Origin of the sequence: Haloarcula sp. Atlit-120R (genome assembly GCF_003665885.1) — an archaeon.
Lineage (GTDB): Archaea > Halobacteriota > Halobacteria > Halobacteriales > Haloarculaceae > Haloarcula > Haloarcula taiwanensis.
In genome coordinates this window covers 359,903-379,661 of the sequence record NZ_QPLN01000003.1, presented here as the reverse complement: position 1 = coordinate 379,661, position 19,759 = coordinate 359,903, and the positions used below count along the sequence as shown (strand labels likewise).

At 57.2% G+C, this 19,759-nt stretch carries 19 protein-coding genes; 9 read left to right on the top strand and 10 right to left on the bottom strand.

The features are described from left to right. Positions 1–1,817: 1,817 nt before the first annotated feature. Both rdfA and DVK01_RS13595 read right to left on the bottom strand, forming a co-directional pair. Positions 1,818–2,432, bottom strand: a complete 615-nt coding sequence (gene rdfA, locus DVK01_RS13600; protein ID WP_101351905.1) for a rod-determining factor RdfA — start codon at positions 2,430–2,432, stop codon at positions 1,818–1,820. Between the two features lie 128 nt (positions 2,433–2,560). Next, the gene (locus DVK01_RS13595) at positions 2,561–3,445 is read right to left on the bottom strand and encodes a universal stress protein (RefSeq protein ID WP_121512698.1); all 885 of its coding nucleotides are present in this window, start codon (positions 3,443–3,445) and stop codon (positions 2,561–2,563) included. Between the two features lie 355 nt (positions 3,446–3,800). Here DVK01_RS13595 and DVK01_RS13590 point away from each other — a divergent pair, with 355 nt between their 5' ends. The 4 genes from DVK01_RS13590 to DVK01_RS22280 all read left to right on the top strand — a co-directional run bounded on the left by DVK01_RS13590 (position 3,801) and on the right by DVK01_RS22280 (position 5,413). Next, positions 3,801–4,091 (top strand): DUF211 domain-containing protein, encoded by a 291-nt coding sequence (locus tag DVK01_RS13590; RefSeq protein ID WP_101351903.1) that lies wholly within the window; start codon positions 3,801–3,803, stop codon positions 4,089–4,091. A gap of 6 nt (positions 4,092–4,097) precedes the next feature. Beyond that, positions 4,098–4,679, top strand: a complete 582-nt coding sequence (locus DVK01_RS13585) for a VIT1/CCC1 transporter family protein (protein WP_121537125.1) — start codon at positions 4,098–4,100, stop codon at positions 4,677–4,679. Between the two features lie 75 nt (positions 4,680–4,754). Beyond that, the gene (locus DVK01_RS13580; protein ID WP_121512700.1) at positions 4,755–5,144 is read left to right on the top strand and encodes a DoxX family protein; all 390 of its coding nucleotides are present in this window, start codon (positions 4,755–4,757) and stop codon (positions 5,142–5,144) included. Between the two features lie 113 nt (positions 5,145–5,257). Then, complete coding sequence (locus DVK01_RS22280) at positions 5,258–5,413, top strand: hypothetical protein (RefSeq protein ID WP_199722347.1); 156 nt, start codon at positions 5,258–5,260, stop codon at positions 5,411–5,413. 140 nt (positions 5,414–5,553) lie between these two features. Here DVK01_RS22280 and DVK01_RS13575 read toward each other — a convergent pair whose 3' ends face one another. The 3 genes from DVK01_RS13575 to DVK01_RS13565 form a co-directional block, all read right to left on the bottom strand. Beyond that, complete coding sequence (locus DVK01_RS13575) at positions 5,554–5,877, bottom strand: hypothetical protein (RefSeq protein WP_121512701.1); 324 nt, start codon at positions 5,875–5,877, stop codon at positions 5,554–5,556. A 206-nt stretch (positions 5,878–6,083) separates the two neighbouring features. Next, positions 6,084–7,448: a bifunctional UDP-sugar hydrolase/5'-nucleotidase gene (locus DVK01_RS13570; protein ID WP_121537123.1), complete on the bottom strand. Its 1,365-nt coding sequence runs from the start codon at positions 7,446–7,448 to the stop codon at positions 6,084–6,086. Between the two features lie 176 nt (positions 7,449–7,624). Continuing rightward, positions 7,625–8,731 carry a tubulin/FtsZ family protein gene (locus tag DVK01_RS13565; RefSeq protein WP_121537121.1) on the bottom strand — a complete coding sequence of 369 codons (1,107 nt, stop codon included), beginning with the start codon at positions 8,729–8,731 and terminating at the stop codon, positions 7,625–7,627. A gap of 400 nt (positions 8,732–9,131) precedes the next feature. Here DVK01_RS13565 and DVK01_RS13555 point away from each other — a divergent pair, with 400 nt between their 5' ends. Beyond that, complete coding sequence (locus tag DVK01_RS13555) at positions 9,132–9,641, top strand: universal stress protein (protein WP_121537117.1); 510 nt, start codon at positions 9,132–9,134, stop codon at positions 9,639–9,641. Between the two features lie 741 nt (positions 9,642–10,382). Here the strand turns inward: DVK01_RS13555 and phnE (DVK01_RS13550) are convergent. Genes phnE (DVK01_RS13550) through phnD form a run of 4 tightly spaced genes read right to left on the bottom strand, consistent with a single transcriptional unit; the run spans position 10,383 to position 14,004 of the window. After that, the gene (gene phnE / locus DVK01_RS13550; protein ID WP_053967803.1) at positions 10,383–11,177 is read right to left on the bottom strand and encodes a phosphonate ABC transporter, permease protein PhnE; all 795 of its coding nucleotides are present in this window, start codon (positions 11,175–11,177) and stop codon (positions 10,383–10,385) included. Further along, complete coding sequence (gene phnE, locus DVK01_RS13545; RefSeq protein WP_101351895.1) at positions 11,177–11,992, bottom strand: phosphonate ABC transporter, permease protein PhnE; 816 nt, start codon at positions 11,990–11,992, stop codon at positions 11,177–11,179. The genes phnE (DVK01_RS13550) and phnE (DVK01_RS13545) overlap by 1 nt, the downstream gene beginning before the upstream one ends. A gap of 5 nt (positions 11,993–11,997) precedes the next feature. After that, positions 11,998–12,813, bottom strand: a complete 816-nt coding sequence (phnC, locus tag DVK01_RS13540; RefSeq protein WP_101351894.1) for a phosphonate ABC transporter ATP-binding protein — start codon at positions 12,811–12,813, stop codon at positions 11,998–12,000. Positions 12,814–12,828: 15 nt separating this feature from the next. After that, positions 12,829–14,004 carry a phosphate/phosphite/phosphonate ABC transporter substrate-binding protein gene (gene phnD / locus DVK01_RS13535; RefSeq protein ID WP_199722346.1) on the bottom strand — a complete coding sequence of 392 codons (1,176 nt, stop codon included), beginning with the start codon at positions 14,002–14,004 and terminating at the stop codon, positions 12,829–12,831. Between the two features lie 299 nt (positions 14,005–14,303). On the opposite strand from phnD, the gene DVK01_RS13530 reads away from it, so the two are divergent. Both DVK01_RS13530 and DVK01_RS13525 read left to right on the top strand, forming a co-directional pair. After that, entirely contained in the window at positions 14,304–15,605 is a 1,302-nt protein-coding gene (locus DVK01_RS13530; RefSeq protein ID WP_198560258.1) for a DUF4010 domain-containing protein, read from the top strand. Between the two features lie 122 nt (positions 15,606–15,727). After that, a complete protein-coding gene (locus DVK01_RS13525) occupies positions 15,728–16,519 on the top strand; it encodes an HAD-IIA family hydrolase (protein WP_121537115.1) in 792 nt (263 codons plus the stop codon). Between the two features lie 52 nt (positions 16,520–16,571). Here the strand turns inward: DVK01_RS13525 and DVK01_RS13520 are convergent, their stop codons facing one another. Continuing rightward, on the bottom strand, positions 16,572–17,444 hold the full coding sequence (locus DVK01_RS13520) for a glycerophosphodiester phosphodiesterase (protein WP_232794571.1): 873 nt from the start codon (positions 17,442–17,444) through the stop codon (positions 16,572–16,574). A gap of 701 nt (positions 17,445–18,145) precedes the next feature. Here DVK01_RS13520 and DVK01_RS13505 point away from each other — a divergent pair. Together DVK01_RS13505 and DVK01_RS13500 are read left to right on the top strand one after the other, a co-directional pair. After that, positions 18,146–19,315: a beta-ketoacyl synthase N-terminal-like domain-containing protein gene (locus DVK01_RS13505; RefSeq protein WP_101351943.1), complete on the top strand. Its 1,170-nt coding sequence runs from the start codon at positions 18,146–18,148 to the stop codon at positions 19,313–19,315. Further along, positions 19,312–19,743, top strand: a complete 432-nt coding sequence (locus DVK01_RS13500; protein WP_121537111.1) for a Zn-ribbon domain-containing OB-fold protein — start codon at positions 19,312–19,314, stop codon at positions 19,741–19,743. Before DVK01_RS13505 ends, DVK01_RS13500 begins: the two co-directional genes overlap by 4 nt. The last annotated feature ends 16 nt before the right edge of the window (positions 19,744–19,759 follow it).

Below are 19,759 nucleotides of genomic sequence, written 5' to 3'. Positions count from 1 at the left end.
GATCGCCGCAAGCGAACTCCACGTCTCCTTTGCTGGCCACGTAATTCCGAAGACTGGTCCAAGGCGGCTGTCGACTATGAACCAGTGTCAGTCGTTTGCGACTGTTTGGGTTGCGCCGCCGTCTCTGGTGCTTAGCTTGCTGTCTTCTTCGGGTTTCGCTGTGTCTGTTGGCAACTCTTTGTACAGAATTCCCTTGCTGCTGTTATACTGTGTCATGAATTCACATGGCTTGTGGACACACGTAAACCCATCCCTTATTTCATATCATTAAATATTAACACTCATGGGATATTTATATATCAAACAATCCTGTAGAGCAACAAAATAGCGCATCTGTATAAAGTATATAGAAATAAACGGACGCTCAAACTATTCTTTGGAGAAAATACATAGGAAATAACCTTTACTTCGATAATTTTTACTATTTGGTTGCCGTCCGCGTGGCCTATAATATGGGTTTGATGTATTATATACTATATTTTTGTACATTTGTGATCTATACCAGTCGAAAACAAAACGGGAATCTCAGATATTGGGGTACTGCGATGTCATGCATTCCTCTTCACAGAAAAAATGCTCTGTTATCTCTCCGCCTGAGTCTCGTATCGTAAGACCTCTGTACCTCATCTGTTCGCTGATCACCTGCCCACAGTAGTCACAGCGGTAGGTCGGTGACCCACCAACCAGGACTCGGGTCGACTTATTTTGAATTATCAGCTCGGTAGTGGTTGTGTTGCCGCTGACTTCCATAGCGCAGCGACCGGTTGCTAACGACTGTTCTGCGTCACTTTGTCCATTCATCGTTCGTATCGATTCGTTGTTGACGGGGGACGGTCTCGTTCTATCGACTGGTCCACACTACTCCACAGTCGCGATAATCGACTCACCGACGTTTTCCACCGATACCGGGGTACTGCCCGGGCTGCGATGGTCTACGCGGATTACTAGGCAGGCAGTATAAAAAACGTATAACCGGTCGCTACGACGGTAGCTGCCATTGTTTTCCGGGACGCTTCTCCCGTCTGGACACCCGGTTCCATGTACATATATAACAAACTATTGTATTTAATCATTTGGTTAGTGTGCATCAACTCATCTACTGAGACGGGGCTGTCTGCAAACGCCGGTAGTTGGTGGGTGTGAACAGCCCTCACATAATTGTTAAGTGTACATCCAATGAATCCATGCATATGAATCCGGGCGTCGACTGTACGGCTTGGAAAGTAAGCCCGCTGTCCCGGCACGTGATCGGTACGGATCGTTCTACATCTGGTTTTACATTTTTCAAGTTTTAAACTGACGTAGACCACCACAGTGCGGGCAAACGTCCGCACACAGGTGGAAAACGTCAGTCCCGGCTGGTCCCCAGAGCACCGGCCAACGGCTGTCGGGTCGTGATGACCCATCACACGACGCGCTGTGACACAAACTACAAATCCACACTCAGCACCATCATGAACGCACAAAACACGCAGGAGTATCGTAGCCAACAACCAGCGGACATCGCAAACGCAGACCAGGCCCGGAATGCAGCCCCCGGAAGTGTCGAGAGCCAATCTATCAGGGTCGTCATTAGCTCGATTGCAACGCGCCACTGCGACCACTGCGGAGCACCGATCGGGGAAAACGTCCAGTATCGAAATGTCACTACCAGAGATGGGGCCGGCAACGTCACGGAATACGCGTTCTGCAGCGTCGACTGTAAGTCCGCCCGGTTCCCGAGGCTCGACTGATTACCTTCTGTCACGGAACTGCGTCTGCTTACAGACCCGCTGGCTGGGCTGCCAGCGTTCCTGTGCCTGCTTGTGAAGAAACCCTCATTCGGACTGGCAGTCGCAGCCACCCTGTTCCAGAAATGCGACAATATCGTAGCTACGGCCACAGTCCTCACACAGTACCTGCAGTTCGTTGATGATGTTGAAATCGCCCGCTGAGATGGCGTCGTTTTTTTCTAAGCTCTCGATAGTTTGCCTCGTCACGGCGGTGGTTCGCCCCCGGAGCCGCTGTATTCTGTCAATGGCACTTTCCTTCCGTTCTTCGGGTGTCTGCTCGGGCCTAGCCGCGCCCCGATCGTTCTTGAGATAGCGATACACCGTCTGGTGGGAAATAAAATCAGCCATCACGGATTCGATATCGACTCCGCTCTGTTCGAGGCGGGAGCGTATGAGTGGGGCGTCGGCGTCGTCTTCACTGAGTGACTGATAGACCTGTTGGATATCACCACTCAATGTCGGGGCGTCAACCCCTTCAATAGCGGATTCGAGCACTGATTGATTGAAATACTCCGCAAGATCGCGGGTGCTTTGTTCCTCTCCCTCGTCACCAACCCATCGGCTCTCGAGCTCTGCACCCATCCCGACAAGACCGTACTTCTGAATCACGGCATCGACCTTGCTCGTTCCTCCACCGGACTGTGAGTCGTCTGTGGTCATGATCCGATTTAGGTGGTGGCCATAGTTACTAAACACTCCCGCATATCCAGAGTCCGACCACGGTCCCGCACACGCAGCGCTTTCTCAGACCCGTGCTCTGGGATGTGCTGACAGATTCACGAACCGCCCTACTCATCTGATTCAGCGTCGGGCTCACGAACCCACGTCACTGGAACTGGGGACGTCCGGACGATTTTGGCGCTGACACCACCCATGACGTACCTGCTGAAATCAGTCTGTCCGTGAGTCCCCATAACCGCGAGACCGATCTGGTTCTCGTCGATGTAATCGCGAATCACCTTTGATGGGGTACCGTGTTCGATGGCGGTGGTGACCGAGTCAAGCGACGTTTCCTCGACTCTCTCGGTTGCCTCGGCCATAATTTCGTTCGCCCGATCAGTCAACTCCCCTTCCTTCAGGACAGAGCGTGCATCGAGCCCGAGACCGCCGGTCTCGACAACGTGGAGCAGATGGAGTGTTGCCCCCGTCGCGTTTGCAACAGCAATCCCCTGTGTCACTGCGACCCCCGCGCCACGGCTGCCATCTGTCGGGACAAGGACGTGTGTCGGCGGATACACGAGTGACCGCTCTCCTGCGGGGTTGACCGCAATGACGGGAACCGTCGCCGTGTTGATGACACGTTCGGTGACGCTTCCGAGGAGGATTCGCTTGATCCCCCGCTGTCCGTGTGTCGGCATGACAATGCAGTCAATGTCGGACTGTTCGCTGTAGTCGAGTATCGTCCTGTGCGGGTCTCCTTGGAGAACCGTCGAGACGACTGGGACGCCCTCATCCTTCGCATGTTGCGCGGCTTCCGCCACAATGCGCTCTCCTTCTGTTTCGAGAACGTCGATGACCTCTCCACGAATCGTTGTGACACTGTCTCGGCCAGTATCGGCGACGTTGAGGATATGCAATGTCGCCTCGTGCTCGGCTGCGATCTGTAGCGCGTATTCAAGAGCCGATTCTGCGGCGTCGCTCCCGTCAGTCGGGAACAGGATGGTGTCGTACATACTGGGAGTCGCTTGTTTGCACTCGGTCAGCTATCTGGGCAACGGAGGGCGTTCCGGGGTGACTGAAGACGGATTTCTGTTTGCACCCGTCCGTGACTGTGACTTCTGAGCCTTTGCTGTGTCAGCGTCCGCGCAGCGAACTGGTCGGCTCGATGTCGTTGCAGATGCATCGTAATCCAGAGACGCTGTTCGATGAACTACACAGTGGGATCTAATAACATCTCGCCTGCGGAAGTTTCTTGCCCGCTTCGGATAGAGGATGTACAGCGTCGCCGTCAGGTACCTCGATAGGAGTGGTCCGATGACAGGGTGGTATTGGCACACATTTTTACCATAACCCCGCGCGTGTTGAGATATGGCAGCAGTCCGACGCCTTGTGATCGATGTCCTGAAACCACACGATCCGCCGCTCCTGACCTTTACCGACCAACTGGCCGAAATTGCGGGGGTCGACGGAGTAACATCGTCTCTGATTGAACTGGATCAGGAAGTGCAGAATGTCAAGGTCACGTTCGAAGGCGACGATCTGGATTTCGAGGCGATCGATGAAACGATCGAACATCTCGGCGGGTCAGTGCACTCTGTAGACCAGGTTGCCTGCGGTGACACTGTTGTCACGGATCGACGGACGTTACAGGATGGCTGATGCGCTGTGGCGTCCATTCGACAATTCATCAGGCGACTGCTCGGAAAGGAAGATGTTCTTGCTATCTCCCGTCGGTACTTCATTTCGAACGGCTTTGACGGGACACTCACGAGCATCGGCATCATCGTCGGCGCTGTCCTGTCTGGGGTCCCTGATGGATACACTGTGATCAAAATCGGACTGGGCGCGGCAGTTGGCCTCGGGACCTCTGCAGTCTGGAGCGTGTGGGAAATCGAACGTGCCGAAACCCGGGCCGAAATCAGACGTATCGAGCAAGCGATGCTTACGGATCTCGATGATACCCGCGTGCAGCGAAACCAGTGCGGTGCCCGCTTCGTCCACGCCATTATGAGCGGCCTCGGCCCGCTGGTCGGGATTCTGATTCCGCTGACCCCGTTCCTTGTCGCAGGAACCGTCGTCACAATGACAGAGGCGGCACTCATCGCGGTTGGCCTCGGTGTCGGTGTGTTGGGTGCGTTCGGTGCCTACATGGGTTCGATTTCGGGCCAGCAGTGGTACGTTGCCGCCGCGCGAATGGGACTCGCCGGCGTAGTCGTGGCTGTCCTCAATCTCTTTCTTCCCGGCTGAGAGGCCGCGACTCTGTTTCCTCACTGAAGTACAAATCCCAACTTGCTTTTCACTGGCCGCCAAACAAGGTCGTAGATGCATGTTGGCTTGCGGCAGTTCAAACGGCCGTTGTGCTACGTGATGTCGACCCTGTATGTCGTTGCTGGGATACTGCATTTCGTCGTGCCGGAACTATACGTCCAGATCGTGCCGCCGGTTTTGCCAGCACCGCTTGCGCTGGTGTACCTGTCCGGTGTCGCCGAGATCGGTGTCGGGTTCGGCCTGCTGGTACCGCAGACGCGCTCATACGCTGCATGGGCGACGATCGCACTGCTCGTCGCAATTTTTCCCGCAAACGTCTACATGGCTGTTTCCATGGTCACCATCGAGGGCACGGGCGGTGGCCAGCCATCTGTACTGGTCCGCTGGGCACGCTTACCACTGCAGGGCGTGTTGATTCTCTGGGCGTACTGGTACACCGACTGAGCGTGGCGGCGGCCGACCACGACGAGTTCGCCGCAAGACCTGCGCTGAATGAGAAGCTGGACCACGTATCCTGATTGAATCACTTATTACGAAGAAGCGGGTGGTGTAGCACAATGGCCCTTGAATTCCTCCTCCCCGGCCTGATCGGATTCGTCTTCGTAATGGTTGCAGCCTATGCCGGCTCACTCCGGGCGCTGGAAGTCTACTTCGACTCGGAGCAGGACAGTATCTTCCTCTCGGATGACTACGACCCGCCAGGTAAGCAGTAGCTCCGTGTATCAGCCACCGAATCGAGGCCTGTGCTGAAAGCTGGAGACAGCTGTTCCGACGCGGTGCTTCGTGGTCTGTCTGTGTTCGGGCACTCTGTAGCGGAATCCGATTTAGAGGCAGAGGTCAATAGTGTCGGTACTCACACAACTTTCTGCCAGGCCGGGCTCGCTTCGAGTTCTTGCATCGCCGTGCGGACCTCTGACTGAATCGCCCCGTAATACCGCTTTCGACCAACTGGTGTCTGGATGCGGATAATGGCGGTCTCGCTTGTCACCTCAAACAGCGACAGGGCCCACTGCCCGGCCTGATAGGACCAGTCGCCGAGTTCTATCGTTTGCTCGTCCTGAATAGAGCGTGTGCCCAGTTCCCAGCTCTGACGTGTCAAATGGTCGAGGTTGAACGGCACAACATCGGGAAGCGTGACAGCACAGCCGCTTTCACAGCGAGTGTTATCTACCGCCATGATACGAAATCCAGAATCGATCAGTAAAAACGTGTCTACTTTCCCGGCTCAAATCTGACGCGACGTGGAGTTCTCAGCGTAGCGCAAACCGCTGTCTGTTCTCGAATATATACTTACGCGACTCGCCACCGAATAAGCGGCTCACTTTGAGCGGGCTTCAACGTCGTTTCTAGGCCATATACACAGTCATTCCTCGCGTGAACTCATCAGCATTCTCGGAGCCGTCCGTCCACCTGGACAGCGAGGCCTTCTTCGCGAGCGTAGTCTGCAACAGTCTTGAACGGAGGTCCGACCGAATCGACGGCTGTCTCGCGCGGAATCGGCCAGTCGTCGCTGTAGACGACGTACGAGTTGGTGGCAATCCTGTACTCGCGACCGGCGTCGATAGGCTGGTCGTTGACAGCCACGCTCACTAGCCGTCCAGTCTCGGTGTCGTACTCGACGGTCATCCCGCTGATGTCGCCGTGCCAGAGCCGTCCGTCATCGCGGTGGGGACGGAAGGCTGCCTTCAAGAGCGTTCGTAGCTGGTCACCCGAAAGGCGGAGGACCTCCACCTTACCGCCGAAGGGGTTTAGGCTGGCCACCTCGCCAGCCGTGACCTCACCAGACAGGGGTCGCCCCTCTCGAAGGCCGCCATTGTGGACGAAGGCGACATCGGTATCAGCCGCCCAGCGATAGGCGTCGGCCACGAGGTTGCCAATACGACTCTCGCCGCGGGTACGCCGGTCGATATCGCGATAGATCGGGTCGTCGACAGTGGCGACAGTCTCCAGCAAGCCGACATCGGCCAGCTGCTCGCGGGTCGTATCGGCCATCGACTTGTCGATAGGTCCCTCGGCTGTCGAATGCCGAGTGGCCACCGGCGGACGATTCCCGTCGAACAGTTCGACTTCCCAGACCACTTGCCCGTTTGCTCCTGGGCGGATAACCAGTGTTCCGTCGACGATCTCGTGGCGTTCCCTGTGGACGTGGCCCCCGAGGACCGCGTCGACACCGTCGACGGCCGCAACGGCGGTCTCATAATCACGCCGTAAGTGTGCGAGCACCACGAACTGATCGACAGTGTGACCGAGTTCACCCACCGCTGTTCGCACGCTCTCGACAGGACTGGTCACGGTCAGCTCCGACGCGCCGGTTGGAGCAATTCGGGGCGTCGCGGGATCGATTACCCCGACGAATCCGATCTGTTGGCTATCTCGGTGTAGAACTGTCATTCCGTCTAACCCAGCGATGCCAGAACCACAACCGGCTTCACTGTCGCCGGCAGCGACGTTCGCGACGATCCACTCCTGTGGACTCTCCGAGATGACGTCTAGAATGGGCGCAGTCCCGAAGTCGAAATCGTGGTTTCCTACCGTCTCGACATCGGTACTCACTGCCCGGAAAAACGGTAGCGCTTGACGGCCTTCGAAATAGTGAGCGAGAACACCCGGGGCAGTGTTGTCGCCGGTACCGGCGACGACTGTGTCCTCTCCGCGGACGGACTGGATTGTTCCGGCGAGCTGCCCCATCCGAACGGGGTCGTCACAGCCGGTCTCAATGTCAGAGTACTGGAGTAACCGAACTGACATCGCTCAAAGCCGATTCCAGTGACGTATGGAAATCGATTTCGCTCGTGACTTCTCGGTAATGTGCTTCCGTTCCCGGCCGCCTCGGTGAGACCGTCCTCGTTGCTGGATGAGATTCACTGCTCCAAAGCAACGTAGCTTCGACCGCGGCGTCCGCCAGCTGTTCCAATCAGAGGTCGTTATGTCGATTGTTCGGCTAACTTTTTCAGTTCCACCAGCCGCGGCAGTTCTGTGACGCCGCTAAGTACGACTAAAACCGACAGCGTGTTTCGGTCGGGCGTGGGCATGTCGCCACTCCGGACCTCCGGCGACTGGAGTTCCTCGGTAAGCCATCGCCGCCCGTCGGTAACGGCTTCCCGGAGCAGCCACGCGGGCGGCCCGGCAAACACAGCTAGGGCTTTATCGGCGGACGCCACCTCGCACTGGATCGTTAGTTTGCCACGTACCGCTCGGCGGAGTGTCGTCTCGACGGCGTTGTATGCCTCTATTTCGTCAACATCGTCCGAGTTGTCCCCGAGAAAGCGGTTTTTGAGCTGGCCTATAACTGTCCCGTCTCCGTCCCCGCTATCCGCCTGCAGGTCCTGACTGGCGTAGCCAAGTGTTGTGAAACCAGAGTCTGAGAGGGTATTGATAATCTCGCTAGCGTCAACGACACTCTGACCGACGGTGTCGGATGCCGTCGCCTCACCTGCGGCGAATAGCGCCCCGAGCCGCGCCACAACGGTTTCGTTCAGTGTCTCGGAGGTCTCATCGACCGTCTGGCCGCTTCCGAGCCACGCTTCGTTGTCGAACAGTATCTGTCCGTCGACAGGCGATTCCAGCGCCTGGAGTGCCTGCATCGTGTTCGCGGCTGCGTCGTCGTCCCTGCCGGCTGGTAACACCGCTAAACAGTAGAGTGGGAGCGAGTAAACCTCTCTGAGCGCGTGGGCGACGTGGGCTGTGGCACCGCTGCCAGTCCCGCCTGCAAGCCCGGCCACGAGGACGATAGCGTCGATATCACTCGTTATCAGTTCGTCTATCGCCCGGCGAATCTCGAGCCGTTCGTCTTCGATAGCGGCGATACCGCTCGCTCGGTCCCCGTTCGTTCCGATCCCAGTTGTTTCGGAGAGCCCGAAGGCATGCCGCCGGTCGGACGGGAGTCCATCGAGTTCGCCGAGCGCTTCGGTGTCCGTGTCGAGGGCACAGGCTGCGCCGAGATATGGTCCTTCGCGGCGTTCGTTGTCCTGCCACAGTCGCTCAACGATCCGGCCTCCAGCGCCACCGATACCAACTGCCGCGACTCGCATACGTCGCATTTAGTGTCGTCTACTATTAATAATCCGACTCACTGCGATACCACCACTGGTATTGCTACAAGTCGAGGTACGGTCGGAGCTTCAGTAGCGTCTCACAGGACTGGTATTTGACCGCAATACTGTCAGAATAGAAGCCTCTCATGCGACAGGCGCTGAAAAGGACTGTGTCTCACGAGCTTGTCGATGAACCAGCCGATTCTCTGTCTATTATCGTTTCCGGCGAGTCGATGGGCAGCCTGTTCATCGCCACCGCTCTCGACAGCTATAGGCCCTGTGCTGTGCGCGGCCCCCTCGGCTCTCGGGGGGTGCTGGCTCATAGAGCCTGATGCTGGTTTCCCGCTGTGTAAGAATGGATGCGGTGTTACTTGTCTGCTTGTCTAATAGTCGGTATATGACCCTCGTTGTGCCGTTCGACGGCTCTGAATTAGCCGAGGCAGCACTCGTTCGGGCGACGGAGTTCGGCAACGTCTTCGAAGAGGAGGTGCTGGCCGTCAGTGTCGTCCGGAACGGGAATGCGGAGTACGCTCGGGAACACGACTGGATCGGGCCGAACGAAGAATTCGACTTGGAGACAGTTGTCTCCTCACTGCACGAGCAGGTGATAGACCTGTGTCCGGCTTCCGATTTCCGACATACAGTCGTGGATCGGTACGCGCCGGCCGGGTCGGTGGCGAAAGCCATCCGCAAGATGGCCAAGAGAGAAGACGCGTCAATGGTCTTTATCGGGAGCGAAAACGCCGGCCACCTCGTCACGAGCATCAGCAGTGTCGGCGGATCGATTGCCTCGGACGACGCCTACGACGTCGTCATCGTCCGAAACTGCAATCCGTCTAAAATCGCCAAACTCAGGGACACGTCCCCGCACAGACAGTCGAAATCCGATTTTTATTTCCCGGAATAGGGAACGATGCCGGCCGTACAGTCATCCCAGAACCGACAGACGGAACGCAGATATCACAACTGTTTTTGTTACCAACTGTATATTGTTAGGTGGGTTCTGGTCCTCGCTCCATCTCCCCTTGAGTCTAATCCAGTTCATCGATTGGCCCGAGTCCAGAACCTGTCGTCGTGGATGACGACTTTGGGTGGTGCGTGCACGCCACTCCCCCCGGCTGCCCACCATTCGTTTGCTGACTACTCCTGAGTCGTTGCTGGTCCTCGTGACGGGTTTTTGGAAGTTCTCCCGTGTTACACCGCTTCCCCCAGTAGCGAAGCGGCCACGAATCGGTGTGAGCATACTGGCAGGGTTCGAAAGCCCGTGTCTGACAGAGTCAACTAGCGGCTACACATCGCTTCAAGCATCATGAGTGCCAGGAACCACTTCGAAGAGCTGCCCTGTATCAACGAACCAGGGCTACTGTTGGATTCTAAATAACTGTTGTGGGCTCGTTATTCGTGCGTTTTAGCCGGCGTATTATATCGCTAAATCGGCCAGTCATCCACGAAGCTCTCGGAGTAAATTCACGCGGCGCTGTCTCCGTTGATGGCGACTCGTAAAACGGAGAAGGGGAAAACCAGGTTGGCAGACACTGGCGTTGGCCCCACTGGCTATATATACTCTAGATATATAAGCTTTCTGATATATTATTTATAGTATTATCTAATAGTGTGTCAAATAATAGGCGACGCGAGATGCGAACGCCTACATCACTTTCTTGCGCAGATAGGCTGAGATGGCTTCACTGATGAGCACAAGGCCCAGAATCGAGATGAGTATCGTCAGGACTGCTTCCCAATTGAAGTAATTGATCTCTGTTTGTAGTGGGACGCCGATCCCGCCTGCACCGACGAATCCGATGATCGTCGACGCTCTGACGTTGATATCCCATCGAAGCGTCGCGACGCTGATGAACGCCGGCTTGATCTGTGGAACGATACTGTAGATGAGTACATCAACGGACGATGCCCCAGCTGCTGTGATCGCCTCGACAGACCCGCGGTCGATCTCTTCGATGGCCTCTGCGATTAGCTTTGCAGTGAACCCGATCGACCTGATCGAAATCGCAAGCACGCCAGCGAGGGCTCCCGGGCCGAAGATAACCACGAAGATCAGCGCCCAGATGATGACGTTGACCGAACGGGTAAACGAGATGATGAACTTACCCAGCAGGTACGCCGGCTTGTTGGGCGTCGTGTTGCTGGCGCCGAGGAACGCGACCGGAATCGCCATCACGATGGCCAGTGCCGTGCCGAGGATGGAGATATTGATGGTCTCGAGGAGCGGCCCGACAATTTTCCGGGAGTATCCCACATTGGGAGGATACATCCGGCCGAAGAGGTCAGCCAGTTCGCGCGGAGCAGTCACGGCGTAGCCGTAATTCACTTCCATGGCACGCCAGGCTGCGACGAGGATGACAAGCCCAGCCAGTAGTCCAAAGAACCGGAGCAATCGCTCACGGCGATCGAACCGGCTCCAGGAGTCAGTGCTGTTTGACATTATTGGATCCGCCTCCGGACGAGAGCGCTGACGCCTTCACCGACCATGACAATCGCGACGATGACGGCGATAATCGCCATACTGAACTGGTAATCGTACTTATCGAAGGAGTTCAGCAGTGTGATCCCGATACCACCCGCTCCGACAATCCCAACGACGGTGCTGTGACGGAGATTGATGTCGAGCCGGTAAATCGACAGCCCGACAATCCGGGGCATTACCTGTGGGAGCACGCCGTAGAGATACGTCTGGACGGGTGTCCCGCCGACCGCGGTGATCGCCTCCATCTGTCCGCGGTCGATGTCCTCGATTTCCTCTGCGAGGAGCTTCGCGAAGAATCCGATGGTTTTGAACGCGAGCGCAAGGACACCAGCGAGCGGACCGAACCCGACCGCTTTGACCATAATGATCGCGACGATGAGTTCGTGAAGCGAGCGCGTGACGGCGACGATGCTGCGGCCGACGTAGTAGACTGGCTTCGGCGAGAGGTTGTTGGAAGACATGACAGCGACCGGCACGCTGACGATGATTCCCATTGTCGTGGCGACAATCGTCATCACAATGCTCTCGACGATTCCCTGTATGAGGAGTTCCCGCTGCGACGGAGTGTACGCTGGTGGGAGCATGCTCGAGACGAGCTCGACACCGGCTCCGATCCCTCGCATAAATCGGCTGGGGGAAATCCGGAGGTTCCAGAAGCTATACGCGAAGAACAACAAGATAAGCCCGTAGATGAGATACTTGACTTTCTTGTTGTAGAAGACTGTGGGTCGCTCCCAGGATCCTTCAACAGCCGATCCAGATTCAGCAGCCATGTTGATTAGTCACCTCGCTCGGCAATAACGTCGTCAGAGTCGGTGCTGCTACTGGCACTCGGCTCTTCGCGGTCCGCAATGGATTCACCACCGCGATAGATTTCGTCTCTGGCTGCCTGATCCAGATCGTCGGGCGGGCCGTTAAAGACGATTTCACCGTCACTGAGACCGATGATGCGGTCCGCGTAGTCGACCGCTAGATCGACTTCGTGGATGTTGATGATGATGGGGATATCGTCTTCATGAGCGATGTCCGTCAGGAGGCTCATGACCTCTCGGGAGGTGTCGGGGTCCAGCGCACTCGTCGGCTCGTCAGCGAGCAGGATTTTCGGCCGCTGAATGACGGCACGGGCGATACCAACGCGCTGTCGCTGGCCACCAGAGAGTTCATCTGCACGGTTGTTCTCGACGCCTTCAAGATTCACGCGACTGAGAATCTCCCGTGCGCGCCTGATGTCCTCCGGTGGGAAGTTCCGCCGGAACGCGTTCCACGTGCTGAGATAGCCCAGGCGGCCGGAGAGTATGTTTTCCATGACCGTAAGGCGCTCTACAAGATTGAACTCTTGGAAGATCATACCCATATCGCGACGGACGTCGCGAAGGGCTGATTTGTCCAGGCCAGTGACCTCTGTATCGTCGAGTGAGACGTGCCCACCAGTTGGCTCGGTCAGCCTGTTGATACTACGAACGAGTGTGCTTTTCCCGGCCCCGCTTGGCCCGATGATTGCAACGATCTCGTTTCCACTGACTTCGAATGAGACACCTTTGAGTGCTTTATCACCGGAGTCGTACGTTTTTTCCAAATTATCTACAGTGAGCATTATTCGAGTCTCTTCTTAGCCTTCGATGTTATCGGTGTTGTACTTGATCTCGTTATTCTCCTGAATCTGCAGGATGATATCGTAGACTGTGGCGTAATCGATCTCCGTCCACTTTCCGCGACCACCGAAGACCTCCGCGATCTTGGTGTCAGAGTAGTCGTAATCGAGGAATGCCGCCCTGATACCTTCCTGAATTTCTGGTTTCAGGTTGTAGCGGTAACAGAAGCTCGTTGTGGGGAACGGATTGCTGGCCCACACGACTTTGAGATTCGTCGGGTCAATGTTGTCCGCCTCGGCAACACGCGTGACACAGGTGCTACAAACCGGGGCAGCATCGTAGTCGTCGTTTGCCACACCGAGGATGCTCTGTTCGTGCCCGCCAGAGTAACTCACTTCGTAGTCGTCTCCCGGAGTGACACCCTGGTTCGAGAACAGCGCACGCGGAGCCAGGTTCCCGGAGTTGGACGACGGCTCAGCGTGTGCGACACGCTTGCCCTTGAGATCCTCCAGCGAGGAGATTTCGTCGTTGTCTGCCTGTGTGGCGAGCCACAGCCGATAGCCGAAGTCACCCTCTTTCGAAATCTGGAGTGAGAACGGGACAGCACCAGCCAGATTCACAGCAAACGGCGTTGGCCCAGTGGAGAACCCGGCGACGTGGAGGCGTTCGGATCGCATCGCCTCAATCTGTGACGCGTACGAGTTGAGGGGGAAGTACTTGACTGATTTCCCCGTTTCCTCGGCGATGTTGTCCATCAGCGGCTGCATGGTATCCCGATAGACTGCCGGATCCTCTGTCGGCGTCATCGCAAACGCGATACGGTCCGGGTCAATCAGCTCATCTTCATTGTCGGGAGTACTCTGGACGGGGTCACCGTAGCGAGGGGACTCGCGTTCCTTCATGTTCTTCAGGTCCTGCAGGGACCCCGTCTCGAATCCTGCCTCGATGAGCGTCTGCATCAGCTGCGGGAACTCCGGGTTCGCCGGATCGAACTCGGGATAGTTGTTACTTTGTCCGGAACTACCGTCACCGCTACTGGAGCCGCCGCTATCAGTGCTATCTCCACCAGATGCTTCGGTGTTCTGGCTACTCTCCTGAGAACAGCCTGCAACGCCCGCTGCGAGCGCAGTAGCGCCAACTTTCAGCACAGATCGTCGGTCAACTGGGTTCTGTTTCATTGTCGACGCAGACATATGCGAAATCTGGGTTAAAAAGTATTTATGTTTAAATCTGACAAAACGATATAGCCTTCAAAACGAGTTTCAGCCATACGTGACGTAGTATGAAAAATCAATATCAAAACACAATGTATGACAGATATTAGGTACTAACCGCTAATCGAGAGACGCTTTCGGTCTCCACAGAGACTATATCGATATTCAGGCCAGACTCAAGGCCAACACCTATTACCCATCAGTATATTTGTCTCCATATAGAATATAGTAGTATATAGACTATATAAAAATGACGGAACCACCGCTTGAAAGTTAAGATGACTGTAATGAGTGCAATCGCGAATACGGCTGTTTTCGGAGGTATAGAGGGGATAACTGTCGATCCTGAGATACTCCACCTTTTTATCGCAGGTGCGCTGGGAATGCTGCTCGGGCTCGAACGAGAGTGGGCCAACAAATCCGCAGGAATCCGCACGTTTACCCTGACGAGCCTGGTGGGGGCTGCCGCAATGTCGCTCAACGAGACAATCCTACTTGCTTCTGGCGGAGCGCTTGTTCTCGTACAGGGAGGGTTGCTTGGAGTCCGGGGGATAGTCGCACAGTGGACTGGCGACGATGGTGAGCTAGACTCTGGCCTGTCCCTGACAACGTCGACCTCGCTCCTCGTCGCGTACGCGGTCGGGATTTTGGTTGGTGCTAATCACGTCCTGATCGGCGTCATCATTGGGATAACGTCGTCGTTCCTGCTAGTCCTTCGCAGGGAGCTACACGAGTTTGCCAACCAGTTATCCCGAGAGGAAGTACGCAGCGCCGGTGAGTTTGCGATCATCTCATTTGTCGTATATCCGCTCCTGCCCGGTGGAACGTACGGGCCGTGGGATGCGATTGATCCGAAACTGGTCTGGATGCTCGTAATCGCAGTCAGTGGGATCGGGTTTGTCAACTATATCGTGATGCAACGATACGGCAGCAAGGGGATCGCTGTCACTGGTTTCTTCGGTGGGTTGGTGAACTCCACCGCCGTGATCGGTGAAATCGCGGGCCGTGCAAAGAACAACGTGGGAATCACAGAGCTTGCAGTGGGAACGATACTGATAGCTGATGCGGCGATGGCGGTTCGGAATTTAGCGATCATCGTTGCGTTCGTCCCCGAGTCGGCTGTCAGCGTTGGACTCCCCCTCGGCCTGATCGCCATCAGTGGCGTTGGACTCGCATATTACGATAGCAACTGGGAGGGCGATCTGGAACTGGATTTCGACTCCCCGTTTAGTAGCGCGAACGCGCTGAAATTCGGGGTGCTCTTCCTTGCTGTCTTGATTCTCACCGCTGGCGCACAGCGTATCTTCGGAACAGCTGGCTTCCTGATTACGAGCTTCCTCAGCGGCATCGTCTCGAGCGGCACGACGACAACGACTGCAGTGACGCTGACATCGACTGGCCAGATATCGCCGGCGGTAGCGGCACAGGGCGTACTGGCCGGAACCCTCTCCAGTATCCTCGTGAAAATCGGGTTTGCAACGAGTATCAACCGCTCACTGTTAGCGCCGGTAGTGCGAAAGTCGCTCTACCTGTCGCTGATCGGAATCGGTGGTGTGGTTATTAGCCTCCAAGTGATATGAACCGCCAGAGCTATCCGGATGGTACGAGGGCCGCCGGGGTCCCTGCGGCAAAGGAAGCGCCTGTGAATACGTCGGCAGCGGCGTCTGCCGAAGCGTCACTGTTCGAAACGGGGAATCTCTAGATGACGTACACCAGTGCTATTATCGATCTCGACGGAACGGTGTATCGAGGGGAGTCATTAGTTGAAAACGCTGCCGAAGGGGTCCAAGCAGTGCGTCAGGCGGGGCTTTCGACCCTGTTCGTTACGAACAAACCGATTGACCGCCGAGAGACATACTGTGAGAAGCTGAACGCGCTGGGCATTGAGTGCAGCAGTGATGACATAATCACGTCCGCCACGGCAGCAGCGGACTATCTATCCGCGCAGTATCCGGAGCGTGAGATTTACGTTATCGGCGAGGACGCCCTGGCCGCGGAGTTGCGCGCCGCTGGATTGAAGACGACGACTGACCCAGAGCGAGCAGGCACAGTCATCGCATCACTTGATTTCGGGTTCGATTACCAGACGCTACAGGATGCGCTAATCGCACTCACTGAGAACGACGCGCTCTTCGTTGCGACCAATCCGGATCGAACGTGTCCTGTAGATGACGGTGAGATTCCCGATGCTGCAGGGATGATCGGAGCGATAGAGGGAGTGACTGGGCAGGAGTTGGACCAGTTGATTGGAAAACCGTCCAACGTCATCCTGCAGATGGCGCTGGAGCGGGTCGGCGGAGAGCCCGACCGTTGCCTCATGATCGGTGACCGGCTCGAGACAGACATCAGAATGGGAAATCAGGCTGGAATGGAGACGGTACTGCCACTCACTGGCGTTACCAGTACCGCGGACTTGGCGGAGAGTGAGGTGCGTGCCGACCACGTCGTGACCGACCTTTCAGAGCTGGCAGCGATTGTAGCGGACGAGGGATAGGGCAGGGACCAAGGAGCGGTTAGCTGTTCCCACTGCGTCTATGCCTCAGATATCAATCGAGTACACCGGGGTAGTCAGCGATGATTCCGTCGACACCGGCCTCGACCAGTTTCTCCGCCTGATGCCAGGTCGTTATGGTGTATGGGATCACCTTCCGCCCCTCCTTGTGGGCAGTCTCGACCAGATCGATCTCGGCGAAACCCGGGTCTTCGAGGTAATAATCTTCGTTGAAGAAGGGCGTGTTCATAATCATATTGTACGGGGGCTGGATGTACTCCGCGTCCAGATCACGGACGACAGACAGTCCCTCCTCGATGGAGTCCCAGAGCAAGTACGCGATCGGAATATTGGGATTCGACTTTCTGACGGACTCCAGTGCAGCCCTCTGGAACGACTGAACGATAAAGTCGTTCTCGTGAGTGGAGAGGACGTCAAGCGCCTGCTCCGTAAACGGGTCCCAGGTCTCAACGGCCGATTCTGACGCGTCATCGTCGGGAGAAACTCCAGCGGCTTTCCACTCAATGTTGAGTGGGATGCTGTCCGGAGTGGCTTCGACGAACTCGTCTAGTCGTGGGATCGTCTCTCCGCTGTCACGGATTTCGGCGTCCAGAACGGTCTGTACATCTGTCTCCCAGACGTACCCGGATTCGTCTGTCAGGTCGTCCAGCTTATCATCATGGAATACGACGATTTCGAAGTCCTCGCCCTTCCAGGGTTTCCCGCCTGCAGGTACGAGGTCACACTCCATCATGTCAGTGTTGTACCCCGGACCGCCACGACCACCGTACGCCGCCTGTTGGACAGCAGCAATGGTGTTTTGCGGATACAGGCCGCGGTAGCCACGGTGTGCAGCAAGGATCGGTGTGGAAGCGATAGGCGGCTCGGTGCTGTCGTGATCGTTTTCTCTGCCAGCAGCAGTGCCCACGATGGACCCCAGAGCGGCAGCAGACGCACTCTTCAGCACGGTTCGACGGCATATGTCTGGTATTCGAACCATTCCGTGGCCTATTACCTACACAATCTATATATAGCTATTGATTAGTAATATCGATATATACGGGTTCGGAGTTGCGAGTCATTTTACCCCTCATAGGAGGTGTGTCTGTAGCTCAGTCGGAACTGACCGACCCGCAATAGTCCGACAGCGACGAACAGGACGACGGAGTTCGCTGGGGCGGACCCAAACTCGTGGAACTGGAGGGGTCCGGGAGGGGGCGTGAATAATTGCGTACCGGTCCGACCGTCCGTTGTAGTGCGGCACATGCCGAAATGGCATATAACTGTAACTATGCGGCAGCCTCCGCTCACTTTCAGCGTGCTTGATTACTCAGTACGGGGACGTAGCTGTCAGGGCCACGGATCTGAAAGCAGCGCATCAGGAAAACAGTCGTTCCCAGAGCACCGAACAGCAGTCCGACAGTCGGATACGGAAAGACTCCATCAAAGAGAATGACCAGAAACAGTCCGGCGAGTGTCACCTGCACGCCGAGAAACTCCGCCTCTATCGTCTCTATATCCCCCTTTCTCTCAGCCGTTAAAAACGGTTGTGCCGTCCGACAGGAAAACAGTTCAGGCACCGTGAAAATGTGAACTGTTAACTAAGAACCTCGATATATGGAGGCACGGATGCCACAGCCAGTCATTGCATCGGTCGGTGCCTCACCGCTCGGCCGCACGGACCTCCCAGGCCGCGACCTGTTCTCGGTCGCTCTCGCGGAGGCGTTCGACGAACTGCCCGACCCTGCCGACATTGTTGAGGCGGTGTACGTCGGTAATCAGTCGGAGAGCTACGAACACCAGATCATGTACGGGACGTTGCTGGCGGAGTGGGCCGGCCTTCGGTATGTCCCCGCTGAACGGGTCGAAGGGTGTGCCGCCGCGGGCGCGCTCGCGCTGCGCCACGCAGTCAAGGATGTCCGCAACGGTGAGCATGAGGCCGTGCTCGCCTGCGGTGTCGAGAAGATGACGTCTGCGGGCACCAGCGGCGCGACGGACGCGCTGTCGGCGGCATTCGACCGCGCCATCGAGCAGCGCTCCGGCATCACCGCACCCAGCCAGTACGCACTGCTCGGCCAGCGCTACCTCCACGAGACCGACGCCACGGAGCGGGACCTTGCCGAGATCGCGGTGAAGAATCACGCCAACGCTGCTCGCAACCCTCGGGCGCAGTTCCCGAAGGAAATCGACGTGGCGACTGTGCTGGAATCGGACCCAGTTGCCCCGCCGCTGAAACTCTACGACTGCGCGCCAGTCGGCGACGGTGCCGCCGCTGTCCTCGTGACGACCGCTGAACTAGCGGCAGACCTTGACCGGCCGCAGGTGCGCGTCGCGGGCAGCGGGGCCGCTGCGAACAACATCGCGGTCGCTGAGCGGAACATGACCGATATCGCTGGCGCTCGCATTGCTGCCGAGACGGCGTACGAAGAGGCAGGCATCGACGCCACGGCTGTCGACATCGCGGAGGTTCACGACGCGTTCACAGTCTGTGAGGCGCTCCTCGCGGAAGCTGCCGGCTTCGCGCCTACAGGCACGGGCTATCAGAGCTACCTGCCGCCCGCGGAGCGGGCTGACGGCTGGACAGACGTGCAGTTGAGTCCGAGCGGTGGGCTGAAGGCTCGCGGCCACCCCATCGGCGCGACCGGACTCCTGCAGGCGCTCGAAGCCTACGAGCAGCTCACCGGAGCCGCAGATGACCGAGCAGTCGAGGGGGCCGAGACGGCCCTGTTGCTCAACGAAGGTGGTGTCGCTGACGCTGTCACCGTCGGCCACGTGCTCACGACGGCGGAGGCACCATGACTGACAGCGACCTCGATGCGACCGACCCCCAGACACTGCCGGGGTTCTTCGACGCCCTTGCGGACGGCGAGTTACTGGGCGGGGTCTGTGCGGACTGTGGACAGGTCCTGTTGCCGCCGCGGCCGGCTTGCTACGCCTGCGGTAGCCGCGCCGTTGACGTCGAGCCACAGCTCCGTGAGGGACAGATCTTCTCGTACACGGCAGTTCACACGCCACCGCCGGCGTTCGCGGAAGACGCGCCATACACGGTCGCCGTCGTAGAACTCGCGGCCGGTGGCCGCCTCCTCGGACGCGTCGCCGCCGATTACGCCGATGTCTCCATCGGTGACCCAGTCGAACTCACGGTGCGCGAGCCGACGGCTACAGAGCGGGAGGTGGCGCTCGACTACGAAACCGACTGGCCGGTTCACGTCTTTCAGCCGCGGTGAGAGCAGGCCTCGCAGA

Excerpts from the sequence above, each read along its gene's own strand:
- phnE (WP_053967803.1), bottom strand. The coding sequence starts at position 11,177 with ATGTCAAACAGCACTGACTCCTGGAGCCGGTTCGATCGCCGTGAGCGA.
- DVK01_RS13525 (WP_121537115.1), top strand. The coding sequence starts at position 15,728 with ATGACGTACACCAGTGCTATTATCGATCTCGACGGAACGGTGTATCGA.
- phnE (WP_101351895.1), bottom strand. The coding sequence starts at position 11,992 with ATGGCTGCTGAATCTGGATCGGCTGTTGAAGGATCCTGGGAGCGACCC.
- DVK01_RS13555 (WP_121537117.1), top strand. The coding sequence starts at position 9,132 with ATGACCCTCGTTGTGCCGTTCGACGGCTCTGAATTAGCCGAGGCAGCA.
- DVK01_RS13595 (WP_121512698.1), bottom strand. The coding sequence starts at position 3,445 with ATGTACGACACCATCCTGTTCCCGACTGACGGGAGCGACGCCGCAGAA.
- phnC (WP_101351894.1), bottom strand. The coding sequence starts at position 12,813 with ATGCTCACTGTAGATAATTTGGAAAAAACGTACGACTCCGGTGATAAA.
- DVK01_RS13570 (WP_121537123.1), bottom strand. The coding sequence starts at position 7,448 with ATGTCAGTTCGGTTACTCCAGTACTCTGACATTGAGACCGGCTGTGAC.
- rdfA (WP_101351905.1), bottom strand. The coding sequence starts at position 2,432 with ATGACCACAGACGACTCACAGTCCGGTGGAGGAACGAGCAAGGTCGAT.
- DVK01_RS13580 (WP_121512700.1), top strand. The coding sequence starts at position 4,755 with ATGCATGTTGGCTTGCGGCAGTTCAAACGGCCGTTGTGCTACGTGATG.
- DVK01_RS13530 (WP_198560258.1), top strand. The coding sequence starts at position 14,304 with ATGACTGTAATGAGTGCAATCGCGAATACGGCTGTTTTCGGAGGTATA.
- DVK01_RS13590 (WP_101351903.1), top strand. The coding sequence starts at position 3,801 with ATGGCAGCAGTCCGACGCCTTGTGATCGATGTCCTGAAACCACACGAT.
- DVK01_RS13500 (WP_121537111.1), top strand. The coding sequence starts at position 19,312 with ATGACTGACAGCGACCTCGATGCGACCGACCCCCAGACACTGCCGGGG.
- DVK01_RS13575 (WP_121512701.1), bottom strand. The coding sequence starts at position 5,877 with ATGGCGGTAGATAACACTCGCTGTGAAAGCGGCTGTGCTGTCACGCTT.
- DVK01_RS13565 (WP_121537121.1), bottom strand. The coding sequence starts at position 8,731 with ATGCGAGTCGCGGCAGTTGGTATCGGTGGCGCTGGAGGCCGGATCGTT.
- phnD (WP_199722346.1), bottom strand. The coding sequence starts at position 14,004 with ATGTCTGCGTCGACAATGAAACAGAACCCAGTTGACCGACGATCTGTG.
- DVK01_RS22280 (WP_199722347.1), top strand. The coding sequence starts at position 5,258 with ATGGCCCTTGAATTCCTCCTCCCCGGCCTGATCGGATTCGTCTTCGTA.
- DVK01_RS13505 (WP_101351943.1), top strand. The coding sequence starts at position 18,146 with ATGCCACAGCCAGTCATTGCATCGGTCGGTGCCTCACCGCTCGGCCGC.